The sequence below is a fragment of the Pseudomonas kermanshahensis genome (genome assembly GCF_014269205.2).
Lineage (GTDB): Bacteria > Pseudomonadota > Gammaproteobacteria > Pseudomonadales > Pseudomonadaceae > Aquipseudomonas > Aquipseudomonas kermanshahensis.
The window spans coordinates 2,144,543-2,158,419 of sequence record NZ_JABWRY020000001.1; the positions used below are offsets into that span (position 1 = coordinate 2,144,543).

Sequence of the window (13,877 nt, forward strand, 5' to 3'; positions counted from 1 at the left end):
TGCTCCTTTGATGAAATAAAAGGCTGAAGGACGGCATGGCCCGCTCCCACAGGGGCCATGCCAAACTGCTACATCAGGTAATCGGCGCCGGGTTGAACAGGGTGATGTCGTTGTGCAGCCGGTGTTGTTCGGCCCAGGTCTGCTTGCGGCCGCTGGCCACGTCCAGGTAGTAGTGGAACAGCTCCCAACCCAGTTCCTCGATGCTCGAGCGGCCTGTGGCGATGCGCCCGGCGTCGATGTCGATCAGGTCAGGCCAGCGCTCGGCCAGCTCGGTGCGGGTGCACACCTTGACCACGGGTGCCATGGCCAGGCCGTACGGCGTGCCGCGGCCGGTGGTGAAGACATGCAGGTTCATGCCAGCTGCGAGCTGCAAGGTGCCGCAGACAAAGTCGCTGGCCGGGGTCGCGCAGAAGATCAGGCCTTTGCGGGCGACTCGCTCGCCAGGGCCGAGCACGCCCTGAATAGCGCCGCTGCCGGACTTCACGATCGAGCCCAAGGACTTTTCGACGATATTCGACAGGCCGCCTTTCTTATTGCCCGGCGTGGTGTTGGCGCTGCGGTCGGCCGCACCTTGCTGCAGGTAGCGGTCGTACCAGTCCATCTCGCGCACCAGCGCCTCAGCCACGTCCTGGTTCTCGGCGCGGGAGGTCAGCATGTAGATGGCGTCACGCACTTCGGTCACTTCCGAGAACAGCACGGTCGCGCCGGCGCGTACCAGCAGGTCGGAGGCATAGCCCAGCGCGGGGTTGGCAGTGATGCCGGAGAAGGCATCGCTGCCGCCGCACTGCATGCCCAGGATCAGCTCGCTGGCGGGCACCGTTTCGCGACGGCGCTGGTCGAGTTTCTTCAGGCGGGTTTCAGCCAGCGCCATGATCTGTTCGATCATTTCGCCGAAGCCCAGGCTGGCGTCCTGCAGGCGATACAGCCACGGGTCGCTGAGGTCTACCGAGGGGTCGTTGTCGTGCATGACCTGGCCGGCCTGCAGCTTTTCACAGCCCAGGCTGATGACCAGCGCTTCGCCGCCAAGGTTAGGGTTGCGCGCCAGGTTGCGCACGGTGCGGATCGGGATGTAGGCATCGCGGGCGTTGATCGCCACGCCGCAGCCGTAGCTGTGGGTGATGGCGACCACGTCATCGACGTTGGGGTACAACGGCAGCAACTCTTGGCGAATACGCTTGACCGCATGCTCCAGCACGCCCGTCACGCATTGCACGGTGGTGGTGATGCCGAGGATGTTGCGGGTGCCGACGGTGCCGTCGGCATTGCGGTAGCCCTCGAAGGTAAACCCCTCGAGCGGCGGCAAGGCGTCGGGGACGGCGTCGCAGCGCGGTAGGCTGTCCAGCGCTGGGGCTTCTGGCATGGCCAGCTGGCTTTCCTGAACCCAGCTGCCTTGGGGCAAGTCTTCAAGGGCGTAACCGATGATCTGCCCATAGCGGCGCACCGGCTCGCCTTTGGCGATCAGTACGGTGGCGACCTTGTGGCTCTGCGGCACGCCTTCGACCAGGGTCAGGCCGTCGGGAAAGCGGGCGCCTTCGCCCAGGCCACCGTCGTTGACCACTACCACGACATTGTCGTCATCGTGCAGGCGGACGTAGCGGGGCGAGTCGGAATGTTCGATCAACTGCATGTTCGGGCCCTTCTTGTGATTGCTCAGGCTTTATACATCCGCCCGCGGCCGGCAGGTGCCGGGCGCGGGCGTGTTCACTCAGTGTCGGGCGCTTGCCAGGTCACCATTGGCGGTGACGTCGGCTTCAGCCTTTGGGGTTTCATGCAGCTCGATGCGCTTGATCGGGCCGACGATCACCAGGTAGCTGAACACCGCGACCAGGGCGTTGGCGCCTACATACACCAGGGCCCACTTGAACGAACCGGTGGCGCTGATGATGTAGCCGATGACGATGGGCGTGGTGATCGAGGCGATGTTGCCGAAGGTGTTGAACAGGCCGCCCGAAAGGCCGGCGATCTGCTTGGGCGAGGTGTCGGCGACCACAGCCCAGCCCAGTGCACCAATGCCTTTGCCGAAGAAGGCCAAGGTCATGAAACCGACCACCATCCATTCAGCGTCGACGTAGTTGCAGAAGACCATGGTGGTCGACAGCAACAGGCCGCAGACGATCGGCAGCTTGCGCGAGAAGGTCAGCGAATTGCCGCGGCGCAGCAGCCAGTCCGACAGCACCCCGCCCAGCACGCCACCGATGAAGCCGCAAATGGCCGGCAGCGAGGCAATGATGCCCGCCTTGAGGATGGTCATCCCACGCTCTTGCACCAGGTACACCGGGAACCACGTCAGGAAGAAGTAGGTGATGGCGTTGATGCAATACTGGCCTAGGTACACGCCCAGCAGCATGCGGCTGGTGAGCAACTGCTTGATGTAGCCCCATTTCGGGCCGTCGTTGCCGCGTTTCTGGTCCATGTCCACCAGGCCGCCGTTCTGCTCGATGTGCTCGAGCTCGCTTTGGCTGATGCGCGGGTGTTGCTTGGGGTTGTAGATGGTCTTCATCCAGACGAACGAGAACAGGATGCCGAGGCCGCCCATGACCACGAACACGTGTTCCCAACCGAAGCTGAAGACAATCCAGCCCATGATCGGGGCAAACAGTGCGGTGGCGAAGTACTGGGCCGAGTTGAAGATGGCCGAGGCCGTGCCGCGTTCTGCGGTGGGGAACCAGGCCGCGACGATGCGGGCGTTGCCCGGGAACGACGGGGCTTCGGCAAAACCGACCAGAAAACGCAGGGTGAACAGCGTCACGATTGCCCATGCCACCGGCAGGCCACCGACAAACCCTTGCAACAGGGTGAACAGCGACCAGGTGAAGATGCTGAAGGCGTAGACGTTCTTGGAGCCGAAACGGTCGAGCAGCCAGCCACCAGGGATCTGGCCGGCCACGTAAGCCCATCCAAAGGCAGAGAAGATATAACCGAGGGTGACGGCGTCAATGCCGAGGTCTTTCTGCAGGCTGGAGCCTGCGATTGCAATGGTAGCGCGGTCGGCATAGTTGATCGTGGTCACCAGAAACAGCATGAACAGGATCAGGTAGCGCACATGCGTCTTCTTAGTCGCTTGCATGCTGGTAGTACTCCCACTAGTTATTTTTGTGCGGGCTCACGAGGTGTAACCGGAGTGGGGGCTTCCCACTCCGGGTGCGGCTGAGACAGGCCGCGGGGGTTCGCTTATTGCGGACCCATCTTGTCCATCAGGGCTGCGAGCATTTCGTATTCTTCAGCAGTCAGGTCGGTCAGCGGCGTGCGCACCGGGCCTGCGTCGTAACCGGCGATCTTGGCGCCCGCCTTGACGATGCTGACTGCGTAGCCGGCCTTGCGGTTACGGATGTCCAGGTACGGCAGGAAGAAGTCGTCGATCAGCTTGCCAACGGTGGCGTGGTCTTCGCGGGCGATGGCGTGGTAGAAGTCCATCGCGGTCTTTGGCACGAAGTTGAACACGGCCGACGAGTAGACCGGTACACCCAAGGCCTTGTAGGCAGCCGCATACACTTCGGCGGTCGGCAGGCCACCCAGGTAGCTGAAACGATCGCCCAGGCGGCGGCGGATCGACACCATCAGCTCGATATCACCCAGGCCATCTTTGTAGCCGATCAGGTTCGGGCAACGCTCGGCGAGTTTTTCCAGCAGGTCGGCGTTCAAGCGGCAGACGTTACGGTTGTAGACCACTACACCGATCTTCACCGATTTGCACACGGCTTCGACGTGGGCGGCGACGCCGTCCTGGCTGGCTTCGGTCAGGTAGTGCGGCAGCAGCAGCAGGCCCTTGGCACCCAGGCGCTCGGCTTCTTGCGCGTATTCGATGGCCTGGCGGGTCGAGCCACCAACGCCGGCGAGGATCGGTACCGAAGTGGCGCAGGTGTCGACGGCAGTCTTGATCACCTGGCTGTATTCGCTGGCCGCCAGGGAGAAGAACTCACCGGTACCGCCGGCTGCGAACAGGGCGCTGGCGCCATAAGGGGCTAGCCATTCCAGGCGTTTGATGTAACCCGCCTGGTTGAAGTCGCCCTGGGCATTGAAGTCGGTGACCGGGAAAGACAGCAGGCCGTGGGAGAGGATGGATTTCAGTTCTTGTGGATTCATTGTTATAGGCATCCTGTGGCGCTTGGGTGAGGGTGTGTAGAAGCGATGGAGGTAAGTTATCGTACAACTTGTACGATGACTAGTCCCTCGATGCATTTTTTTTCCCTGATGGGCTGAGGAAGGCGTGTTTCTGCAGGCGTCCCTTTCGCGGGTAAACCCCCTCCCACAGGGAAAGCGCAAACATTCAGCACCCAGAAAACCCTGTGGGAGCGGGCTTGCCCGCGAATGGGGCGTAGTAGGCGAAAACCGATCATGCATGAAGCCTGGCACCCAGGCTCATGGCAAACAGTCATCGTATCTCTTGAGGGGGAAGGAAAAAACGATCGCGGAGACAGGCGCAAGCCCGCCGCCCGCATCCACGGGAAGAGTTCTGGGACCAGCAGAGGGTGACCGGGGAAGCGGGGGCGGCCTTGCGCCGCCCCGCGATCAAAGCTAACGAAGCTTTGTGTCAGGCAGCCTGATGGTGCTTGACCTGGGACTTGCGAACCTGGGCGCGGCAAGCGTCGCCGAAGGCTTGGAAGATCTTGATCGAATCAGGGTTTTTCGCGGCTTGCCACTCGGGGTGCCACTGCACCGCGAACAGGAAGGGCGAAATGCTCGGGGCATGAATAGCCTCGACCAGGCCGTCTTCGGCGAGGGCGATTGGCTCAATGCCTTTACCCAGGTTGCGCAGGCCTTGGCCATGCAGCGAGTTTACGCGGATCTCGTCGCAACCCAGGGTGTCGCGCAGCCAGCTGCCTGGCTTGACCTTCACGGCATGCACTTGGGCGTACTGCACGTCGACCGGGTCTTCGGGGTTTTCGCGGTGGTCGTTGAAGCCTGGCTCGGCGTACACCTTCTGGTAGATGTCGCCACCCAGCGCCACGTTGATTTCCTGCATGCCACGGCAGATGCCGAAGATCGGCAGGCCACGCTTGAGGGCTGCCTTGACCAGCGGGATGTCGAACAGGTCGCGTGCCTTGTCCTGGCCTTTGCCGGGGGTTTCGTTTTCCTGGCCGTACAGCGCCGGGTCGATGTTGCTGCCGGCACCGGTCAGGTAGACGCCGTCGGCCATGTCCAAGTAGGTCTCGAGGTCTTCAGTGCCACAGCAGGTGGGCACCAGGACCGGGACGCAACCGGCGAAGTCGACCAGCGGAGTAATGTATTTGTGGGTCATGACCTGATAGTCATGGCCTTTGCGCTCTTGGCTGCCCATGGTCATCAGGACGACGGGTTTGCGCAGGGAAGGTTGCTTGTTGCCAATGTTGCTGTTGGACATATGTCACCTTGGGACAGGTTCGACCTGTCGTTGTTGTGCAGGCGCACGGCCGGGGCCTTGAGTGCGACCTGAAGCCCCGAGCACTGCCGGCTCGTCAGAGGCGACGATTCCGGTCGGGACTTGTTACTAGCTTGCCAGAGCCGTTCGATATGTCAAACGACTGGTAGAGGCTTTAGAGGGGGCTATACGCCGATTTCAGGGGGGTTAAACCGTTGCAGGCCTGTGGCGGCAAGGGTTTGGCAGGAGGTGAGGTCAATTATATTTAACGACGCAGTTGGTTCATTGCAGCGGTGCAATGAAGGCGGCGTATGCATTGGCACGCCACCGTGTAGGAGCAGCCTTGCGCTGCGAAGAGGCCAGTGGCAGTAGCGTAAATCTTCGTGTCTGCACTGGCCTCTTCGCAGCGCAAGGCTGCTCCTACACGGATTCAGTGCAGTATCTGCGCCAGGAACCCTTTGGCCCGCTCGGTCTTCGGTTGGTTGAAGAACACCTGCGGCGGGCTGTCCTCGATGATCTGCCCACCTTCAAGGAACAGCACCCGCTCGGCCACCTGCCGGGCAAAGCCCATTTCATGGGTGACGCAGAGCATCGTCATGCCCGTGTCGGCCAGTTTCACCAGCACATCCAGCACCTCGGCGACCATCTCTGGGTCCAGTGCCGAGGTCGGCTCGTCAAACAGCATGATGCGGGGTTTCATGCACAAGGCGCGGGCGATGGCCACGCGTTGTTGCTGGCCACCGGACAGCTGGCTGGGGTATTTGTGCGCCTGGCTTTCGATGCCGACCTTGGCCAGGTACATGCGCGCGCGTTCCTCGGCGTCCTTGCGCGACAGCCCACGCACGCTGGTGGGGGCCAGCAGGCAGTTGTCGAGCACGCTCATGTGCGGGAACAGGTTGAAGTGCTGGAACACCATGCCGATCTCGCTGCGGATCTGCGCCGCCTGGCGCGTGGTGGCGGCCAGGTCGGTGCCATCCACCTGGACGCTGCCTTTTTCGGCCACTTCCAGGCGATTGATGCAGCGGATCAGCGTCGACTTGCCCGAACCGGACGGGCCGCACAGGACGATGCGTTCGCCTTCGCGGACCTGCAGGTCGATGTCGCGCAAGACATGAAACGCGCCATAGTGCTTGTTCAAACCCTCGATACGGATCAGTACCGGGCGCGGGTCGGGTGCTGGAGCAAGGCTGGCAAGGCTCAAAGGGGCGGTCATATTGTTGTTCTCCGCAGGGTTCAGTCGAAACGTGTCGCGCTGTAGGGCGCAGGGTCGGTAAACGGGCGCTCGCCGGTCAGCAGTTCTGCCAGCAGCCGGCCACTGACCGGGCCCAGGGTGAGGCCATGGTGTGCATGCCCGAAGTTGAACCACAGGCCTTTGTGCCGCGGCGCTGGGCCAATCACTGGGCGCATGTCTGGCAGGCACGGGCGCCGGCCCAGCCACGGCGCGTCATCGAGGCGTTCGCCGAGTGCCGGGAACAACCGCCGGGCCAACGCTTCACAGCGGCGCAGCTGGATTTCGTTGCCTGGCGCGTCGCTGGCAGCAAACTCGATACCGGTGGTCAGGCGCACGCCCCGGGCCATGGGCGCCAACACATAGCCGCCTTGGGTATCGCAGATCGAATGCTCGAGTTGCGCACCGTCACGGGTGGCGTAGTGCATGTGGTAGCCGCGCTTGATTGCCAGCGGAATCTGGTAGCCAAGGCCTTCATAGAGGTCTGCCGACTGTGGACCGAGGCAGGCCACCACTTCGTCGGCGGTGACCGGGCCGCGACGGCTGTCGACCTGCCATTGCCCTTCGACCTGGCGCAGGCTGCGCGCATCGCCATGCAGGAACTGCCCGCCACGTTGGACGAACAGCGCCGCATAGCCGCGGGTGAGGGCGCCGGGGTTGTTCACGGTCTTCGGGTCGAGCCAATGAATGCCACCCACCACGGTGCTGTCCAGTTGGTGTTCGCGTGCCTGAAGCTGCCCGCATTCGAGAATCTCGTACTGCAGGCCGTAACGGCTCAAGCCTTTGAGGTCCTCCTTGGCCTGCTTGAACAGGGCCGGGTCGCGGAACACCTCGATCCAGCCTTTGGCCTGAATTAGCCCTTCCAGGCCGGCGGCATCGATCAGCGCGTCATGCTCTTCGACGCAGCGCTGTACCAGCGGCAGCATGTCGGCGGCGGCACCCGCCAGGCGCCCCGGTGCCGACTGGCGCCAGTAGCGCCACAGCCACGGTGCGGCCTTGGGCAAGTGCAGCAAGCTGTAGCGTACGTCGGGCTGGCGGTTCAGGCCGTAGCGCAGCAGCGCGCCCGCTTGCCGGGGGAAGGCATACGGAATCACGCTGGAGCGCTCGATCAGCCCGGCGTTGCCATGGCTGGTACCGCTGCCGGGTTCGTCGCGGTCGATCAGAATCACCTGGCGCCCGCGCGCCTGCAGGTGCAGCGCGGTGCTGACGCCGACAATGCCGGCGCCGAGGACGAGAGTCTGGCAATGCATGGAACGTATCCTTCGGTCAGTTCAGGTGGCGGCCCAGGCGGGCTTCCAGGTGTTTCAGGAGGCGCCGTACCAGCTCGACGATCACCAGGTAGAGCACGGCGGCCCACAGGTAGATCTGGAAGTCGAAACTGCGCGAGAACGCCAGTTTGGTCACGCCCATCAGGTCGTAGATGGTCACCAGCGAAGCAATCGCGCTGGCCTTGATCATCAGGATCAGTTCATTGCCCAGTGGGCCGATGGCCACCAGCAGCGACTGCGGCAGAATCACCTTGAAGAAGGTGGTCGAGCGGCTCAGGTTCAGTGCCCGCGCCGCCTCATGCTGCCCAGGCGCGACGGCCATCAGGCTGCCGCGGAAGATCTCGGCCTGGTAGGCGGCGGTGTTCAGGGTGAATGCCAGCAACGTGCAGAACCACGCTTCGCGGAAGAACCACCAGAGGCCGACGTCCTGCCAGAAACCTTTCAACGAGCCGAGGCCGTAGTAAAGGAGGAACAACTGCGCCAGCAGCGGCGAGCCGCGGAAGAAGTACACATAACCGGCCGACATGCGCTGCAGCACCTGGCTGCGCGACAAGCGTGCCAGTGCCAGCAGCAGGCCGAGTACGGCGCCCAGGGTGAATGAAATCGCCACCAGCTTGGCTGTCACCAGCAGCCCATCGACGAAGCGCGGGCCGTAGCGTTCCAGCAGGTCCGGGTCGAGGACGACTGCCAGCCATTGTTCGATATTCATGCCCGGGCTCCTTGCAGGTGACGGCTGCTGCGCCGTTCGATGAAGGCAAAGACCCGTCCCGAGACCGCCGAGAACAGCAGGTAACCCAGGCAGGCAACGCCATAGAAGAACATCGGCTCTTTGGTCACGCTGACGGCCAGGTTGGTCTGGCGCATCAGGTCGACCAGCGAGATGGTCGACACCAGCGAGGTGTCCTTGAGCAGCGACAACCAGTTGTTGGACAGGCCGGGCAGGGCGATGCGCGTCAGTTGTGGCAGCACCACCTTGAAGAAGCCTGTGCGCTTGCTCAGGCCCAGTGCCGAGCACGCTTCAAGTTGCCCTTTGGGCAGGGTCTTGAAGGCCGCCAGCCAGATTTCGCTGGAGAATGCGGCAAACACCAGGCTGAAGGCGATCATGGCGGCCAGGAACGTGTTGATCAGGAATTCGCCTTGATAGCCGAGGGCGGCCAACACTTTTTGCGCGGCGATCTGGCAGCCGTAATAGATGATCAGCAGCGTCAGCAGTTCGGGCAGGCCGCGGAACACGGTAGAAAAGGTCGTGGCCCAGGCCCGTGGCAGGCGTTTGCGCGAACGTGCGGCAAACGCTACGGCCAGGCCCAACGGCAGGCCGATGGGCAGGCAGGCGAGGGCCAGCGAAACGGTGACCAAGGCGCCGGCCAGCAACGCCTGGCCCCAGCCTCCGCTGGCGAAGGACAGCAAGGACAATTGATCGAGCATGACAAACCCCTAAGGTGGGCAACGCGTTCTCTTGGTAGGAGCGGCCTTGTGTCGCGAAAGGGCTGCGGAGCAGCCTCAGGGTGTATGCCGCGGCACAGATTGCAGGGGGCCACTCTGTGGCCCTTTCGTAGCACAAGGCTGCTCCTACAGGATTGCGTCGTTTCCTGAAGATCAGTTGTAGATATCGAAGGCGAAATACTTGCTGGCGATCTTCTGGTAGGTACCGTTGGCAACGATCTGTTGCAGTGCGGTATTCAGGCGTTGGCGCAGCGCCTCGTCATCCTTGCGCACGGCAATGGCCGCGTCGGCCTTGGTGTCGGCCACGTCGCCGAGGATCTTGCAGCAGTCCTGGCCGTTCTTGGTCATCCACTCGTGCAGGGGGAACTTGTCGGCGATCACGCCATCCAGGCGGCCTGCGGCCAGGTCGGCGTTGGCTTCATCCATGGTCGGGTAGAGCTTCACGTCGGCACCGGCCTTGCCGTAGACGTCTTCGGCATAGATGGCTTGGGTAGACGAGGATTGGGCGCCCACGGTGTAGCCGACGAAGTTGTTCTGGGCGTCTGTGATCTTGCTGTCCTTGGCTACAGCCACCGTCAGCGGGGTACGGTAGTAATGATCGGTGAAGGCGATTTTCTTGCGGCGCTCTTCGGTATCGATCATCGACGCGACCACGGCGTCGTACTTGCGCGCCATCAGGGCCGGGATGATGCCTTCCCAATCCTGGGCGACCAGGGTGCATTCGACTTTCATCTGTTCGCACAGGGCGTGGGTGATGTCGATGTCGAAGCCGTGCAGCTGGTTATCGGCGTCGACATAGTTGAAGGGCGGGTAGGCACCTTCGGTGGCGAAACGCAGGGTTTCAGCACTGGCGGCGCCCGCCAGCAGCAGGGCACACGCACCTACCATAGCCATGGTCTTGTTCATCTCGCACCTCTTGCACTCTTGCTATTGTTGTTTTCCCGCCGGCCACGAGGTGTAGCCGACGAATTCGTTATGTAGAGCGGCAGTCGCTTCCAAGCGTTTTTCAACATCCGGCCCGAGCTTCTTGCAGACCTCGTTGACCATCAGGTGCACCCACGACAGCATGGTCGCGGTGGATTCCCAGAACAGGTTGAATTCGGTGGGGATGCGGAACACCTCGTCGGCGTTGGCATCGGCCCAGTCACAGAAGGTATCGGTCACCAGGGTGACCGCAATGCCAGCCTCGCGCGCCTTCTGGCACAGCTGCAGGGCGTGGCGGGAATAACGACGCGCCTCGAACACCACCAGGGCGCTGTCTTCGGCGCGGCCCAACAGCACCTCACCGAAGTGCCCGGCGCTGAGGTCGACCAGTTGTACGCCATCGCGCAGGTACTGCAGCAGGTGGCTCATGCACATAGCGACGCCGCGCTCGGTCTGAAAGCCGGCGATGAACACCCGTGGTTTGCTTGCCAGGCGCTGTGCCACGCGATGCCAGGGCTCGCTCTGGCGGTACTCGTGCACACGCACCAGGGCGGCGATTTCCAGCTCCAGGCTGCCGGCGTTGTCGCTGGCATCATGGTTCTGGCGGTAGTCTTGCAGGCGGTCACCAACCAGCCACGGGCCATCGCCCAGGTCGTTCTGCAGGTCTTGCTTGAGCGCCTTGAGGTGGGCATAACCTAACGAGCGGCAGAAACGGCCAACACTGGATTCGCTGACACCCAGCTTGGCAGCGATGCTGGCCGAGGTCTGAAAGGGCAGTTCGTGCAGGTTGGCAAGCATGTAGCTGGCGATCGTGCGGCCTGAGGCGGCAGCCCCTTGCAGGCTGTTTTCCAGGCGTTGCTTGATCGGTTGGCTCATGCTGTTTCTCCGGGGGTGAGGCTTGCGATAGAAAATGAATGTTTTCTGTCATCAAGTCAATATTTGACAGATAGCTGTCACATGCAGGAAAGTTTTTGTCGTTGCAACGCTGTAGCCACTCTAATTCCAACAAGGAGCTTCAGATGTCCGCACCTTCCACTGGCACTGCCGTGCGTGTGCCTTTTACCGAGCTGCAGAACCTGTTGCAGGCGATCCTCCAGCGTCATGGCTGCAGCGAGACCGTGGCCCAGGTGCTGGCCCACAACTGCGCCAGCGCCCAGCGCGATGGTGCTCACAGCCATGGCGTGTTCCGTATTCCGGGCTATGTCTCGACCTTGGCCAGTGGCTGGGTCGATGGCCAGGCCAGGCCGAAGGTCAGCGATGTGGCGGCTGGCTATGTGAGTGTCGATGCAGCGGGCGGATTTGCCCAGCCGGCGCTGGCGGCGGCCCGTGAGCTGTTGGTGGCCAAGGCACGCAATGCCGGCATCGCAGTGCTGGCGATCCACAACTCGCACCACTTCGCGGCGCTGTGGCCGGATGTAGAGCCGTTCGCCGAAGAGGGCCTGGTGGCCCTGAGTGTGGTCAACAGCATGACCTGCGTGGTGCCGCATGGTGCACGCAAACCGCTGTTTGGCACCAACCCCATCGCCTTTGCCGCGCCGTGTGCCGAACATGATCCGATCGTCTTTGACATGGCCACCAGCGCCATGGCCCATGGCGATGTGCAGATCGCTGCACGGGCCGGCCAGCAGTTGCCCGAGGGCATGGGCGTAGATGCCAACGGCCAGCCGACCACCGACCCCAAGGCCATTCTCGAAGGCGGCGCCTTGCTGCCGTTTGGCGGGCACAAGGGGTCGGCGTTGTCGATGATGGTCGAGCTGCTGGCGGCGGCGCTGACGGGCGGCCATTTCTCGTGGGAGTTCGACTGGTCCTCGCACCCTGGGGCCAAAACGCCCTGGACCGGGCAGTTGATCATCGTCATCGACCCAAGCAAGGCCGAAGGCGAGCGGTTCGCCCAGCGCAGCCGCGAGCTGGTGGAGCAGATGCAGGCCGTGGGCCTGACGCGGATGCCCGGGGAGCGGCGTTACCGCGAGCGCGAGGTGGCCGAGGAAGAGGGCGTGGCATTGACCGAGCAGGAACTGCAGGGCCTCAAGGCATTAGTTGCCTGAACCGGCCTCTTCGCGGGTAAACCCGCTCCCACAGGTTTGGCGTTGTGGGAGCGGGTTTACCCGCGAAAGGGCCGTTACAGGCAGCACGAATCTAGGGCTGTGCAATCTTGCATAGACAACCTGCACAATCGGTGATGTTCCTCCACCGCGACTCCGGGTATCCTCAGGGCAGCCATTCCGAACTGTCCTGATCCAAGGAGCTGCACGCTGTGTTCAAACATGTCGATGCCTATGCCGGCGACCCGATCCTCTCGCTGATGGAAACCTTCAAGGCCGATCCCCGCGCCGACAAGGTCAACCTGAGTATCGGCCTGTACTACGATGAAGCCGGCGTGGTGCCACAACTGGCGGCTGTGGATGCCGTCGAAAAACGCATCGCAGGCGTTGCTCACGAAGCGTCGCTGTACCTGCCGATGGAAGGCCTTGCCAGCTACCGCCAAGCCATCCAGGCACTGCTGTTCGGTGCCGATCACCCGGCCGTGACCGGCGGCCGCGTGGCCACCGTGCAGACCGTGGGTGGTTCTGGCGCACTGAAAGTGGGTGCCGACTTCCTCAAGCGCTACTTCCCGCAGTCCGAAGTCTGGGTCAGCAACCCGACCTGGGACAACCACCGCGCCATCTTCGAAGGTGCCGGGTTCAAGGTGCATACCTACCCGTACTTCGACCAGGTCAGCCGTGGCGTCGACTTTGACGGCATGTTGGCAACCCTGCAGACCCTGCCGGCCAACAGCGTCGTGCTGCTGCACCCGTGCTGCCACAACCCGACCGGCGCCGACCTGGACCAGAACCAGTGGCAGCAGGTGGTGGAAGTGGTCAAGGCACGTCAGCTGATCCCGTTCCTCGACATCGCCTACCAAGGCTTTGGTGAAGGCCTGGTGGAAGACGCCTACGCCATCCGTGAAATGGCCCGTGCCGGCGTACCGTGCCTGGTCAGCAACTCGTTCTCGAAGATCTTCTCGCTGTACGGCGAGCGGGTAGGGGGCCTGTCGGTGGTCTGCGACGATGACGCCACCGCGCAGAGCGTGCTCGGCCAGCTCAAGGCTACCGTGCGCCGCAACTACTCCAGCCCACCCAACTTCGGTGCCCAACTGGTCGCCGGCGTACTGGGCGATGCCGCGCTCAATGCCCAATGGGCGGCAGAAGTCGAAGTGATGCGTAAACGCATCCTGGACATGCGTCAGGCGTTGGTCGATGCGCTGGCCACGCTGCTGCCAGGCCAGGACTTCCAGTTCTTCCTGCGCCAACGCGGCATGTTCAGCTACACCGGTTTCAGCGTCGAGCAGGTGCGTCGCCTGCGTGACGAGTTCGGCGTTTACCTGATCGACAGCGGCCGGGTATGCATGTCCGGCCTGCGTCCGGCCAACCTGCAACGGGTTGCCGAGGCGTTCGCCGCCGTTCAGAAGTGATGTGATAGGGGCCGCTTCGCGCAACACCTGTAGGAGCGGCCTTGCGTCGCGAAAGGGGCGCGAAGCGGCCCCCGGTTTCACCCAGTTGTCATGACAAGTGCAACCGTCCCTCGGACGGGGCTTCGCAACCGCCCACTTTCAGTGCACAATCGCGCCCCTCTTTTTTGGTTGGGGAGCGCGAAGCGTCTGGTTCGCCATTCCCAGCCCTGTTGCAGTCTTGCGAGT

Annotated in this window: 12 protein-coding genes; 2 read left to right on the forward strand and 10 right to left on the reverse strand. The window is 62.9% G+C overall.

What is annotated here, in order from left to right:
* Nucleotides 1-73 precede the first annotated feature (73 nt).
* The 10 genes from garD to HU764_RS10065 all read right to left on the reverse strand — a co-directional run bounded on the left by garD (nt 74) and on the right by HU764_RS10065 (nt 11,077).
* Nucleotides 74-1,627: a galactarate dehydratase gene (gene garD / locus HU764_RS10020; protein ID WP_186680280.1), complete on the reverse strand. Its 1,554-nt coding sequence runs from the start codon at nt 1,625-1,627 to the stop codon at nt 74-76.
* A 78-nt stretch (nt 1,628-1,705) separates the two neighbouring features.
* Nucleotides 1,706-3,067, reverse strand: a complete 1,362-nt coding sequence (locus tag HU764_RS10025; protein ID WP_099454424.1) for an MFS transporter — start codon at nt 3,065-3,067, stop codon at nt 1,706-1,708.
* Between the two features lie 104 nt (nt 3,068-3,171).
* Entirely contained in the window at nt 3,172-4,083 is a 912-nt protein-coding gene (gene kdgD, locus HU764_RS10030; RefSeq protein ID WP_027593606.1) for a 5-dehydro-4-deoxyglucarate dehydratase, read from the reverse strand.
* Nucleotides 4,084-4,531: 448 nt separating this feature from the next.
* Complete coding sequence (locus HU764_RS10035) at nt 4,532-5,341, reverse strand: gamma-glutamyl-gamma-aminobutyrate hydrolase family protein (RefSeq protein WP_099429091.1); 810 nt, start codon at nt 5,339-5,341, stop codon at nt 4,532-4,534.
* Between the two features lie 427 nt (nt 5,342-5,768).
* Nucleotides 5,769-6,551, reverse strand: a complete 783-nt coding sequence (locus HU764_RS10040; protein ID WP_027593604.1) for an amino acid ABC transporter ATP-binding protein — start codon at nt 6,549-6,551, stop codon at nt 5,769-5,771.
* Nucleotides 6,552-6,571: 20 nt separating this feature from the next.
* Nucleotides 6,572-7,816, reverse strand: coding sequence for an NAD(P)/FAD-dependent oxidoreductase (locus tag HU764_RS10045; RefSeq protein ID WP_186680274.1), 1,245 nt, complete (start codon nt 7,814-7,816; stop codon nt 6,572-6,574).
* 16 nt (nt 7,817-7,832) lie between these two features.
* A complete protein-coding gene (locus HU764_RS10050; RefSeq protein ID WP_085274374.1) occupies nt 7,833-8,543 on the reverse strand; it encodes an ABC transporter permease in 711 nt (236 codons plus the stop codon).
* On the reverse strand, nt 8,540-9,259 hold the full coding sequence (locus tag HU764_RS10055) for an ABC transporter permease (protein ID WP_027593601.1): 720 nt from the start codon (nt 9,257-9,259) through the stop codon (nt 8,540-8,542). The genes HU764_RS10050 and HU764_RS10055 overlap by 4 nt, the downstream gene beginning before the upstream one ends.
* Nucleotides 9,260-9,430: 171 nt before the next feature.
* Nucleotides 9,431-10,183 (reverse strand): transporter substrate-binding domain-containing protein, encoded by a 753-nt coding sequence (locus HU764_RS10060; RefSeq protein ID WP_099429094.1) that lies wholly within the window; start codon nt 10,181-10,183, stop codon nt 9,431-9,433.
* Between the two features lie 21 nt (nt 10,184-10,204).
* Nucleotides 10,205-11,077, reverse strand: a complete 873-nt coding sequence (locus tag HU764_RS10065) for a MurR/RpiR family transcriptional regulator (protein WP_027593599.1) — start codon at nt 11,075-11,077, stop codon at nt 10,205-10,207.
* 143 nt (nt 11,078-11,220) lie between these two features.
* On the opposite strand from HU764_RS10065, the gene HU764_RS10070 reads away from it, so the two are divergent.
* Both HU764_RS10070 and HU764_RS10075 read left to right on the forward strand, forming a co-directional pair.
* On the forward strand, nt 11,221-12,246 hold the full coding sequence (locus HU764_RS10070; RefSeq protein ID WP_186703579.1) for an Ldh family oxidoreductase: 1,026 nt from the start codon (nt 11,221-11,223) through the stop codon (nt 12,244-12,246).
* Between the two features lie 209 nt (nt 12,247-12,455).
* Entirely contained in the window at nt 12,456-13,652 is a 1,197-nt protein-coding gene (locus HU764_RS10075; protein ID WP_027593597.1) for an amino acid aminotransferase, read from the forward strand.
* The last annotated feature ends 225 nt before the right edge of the window (nt 13,653-13,877 follow it).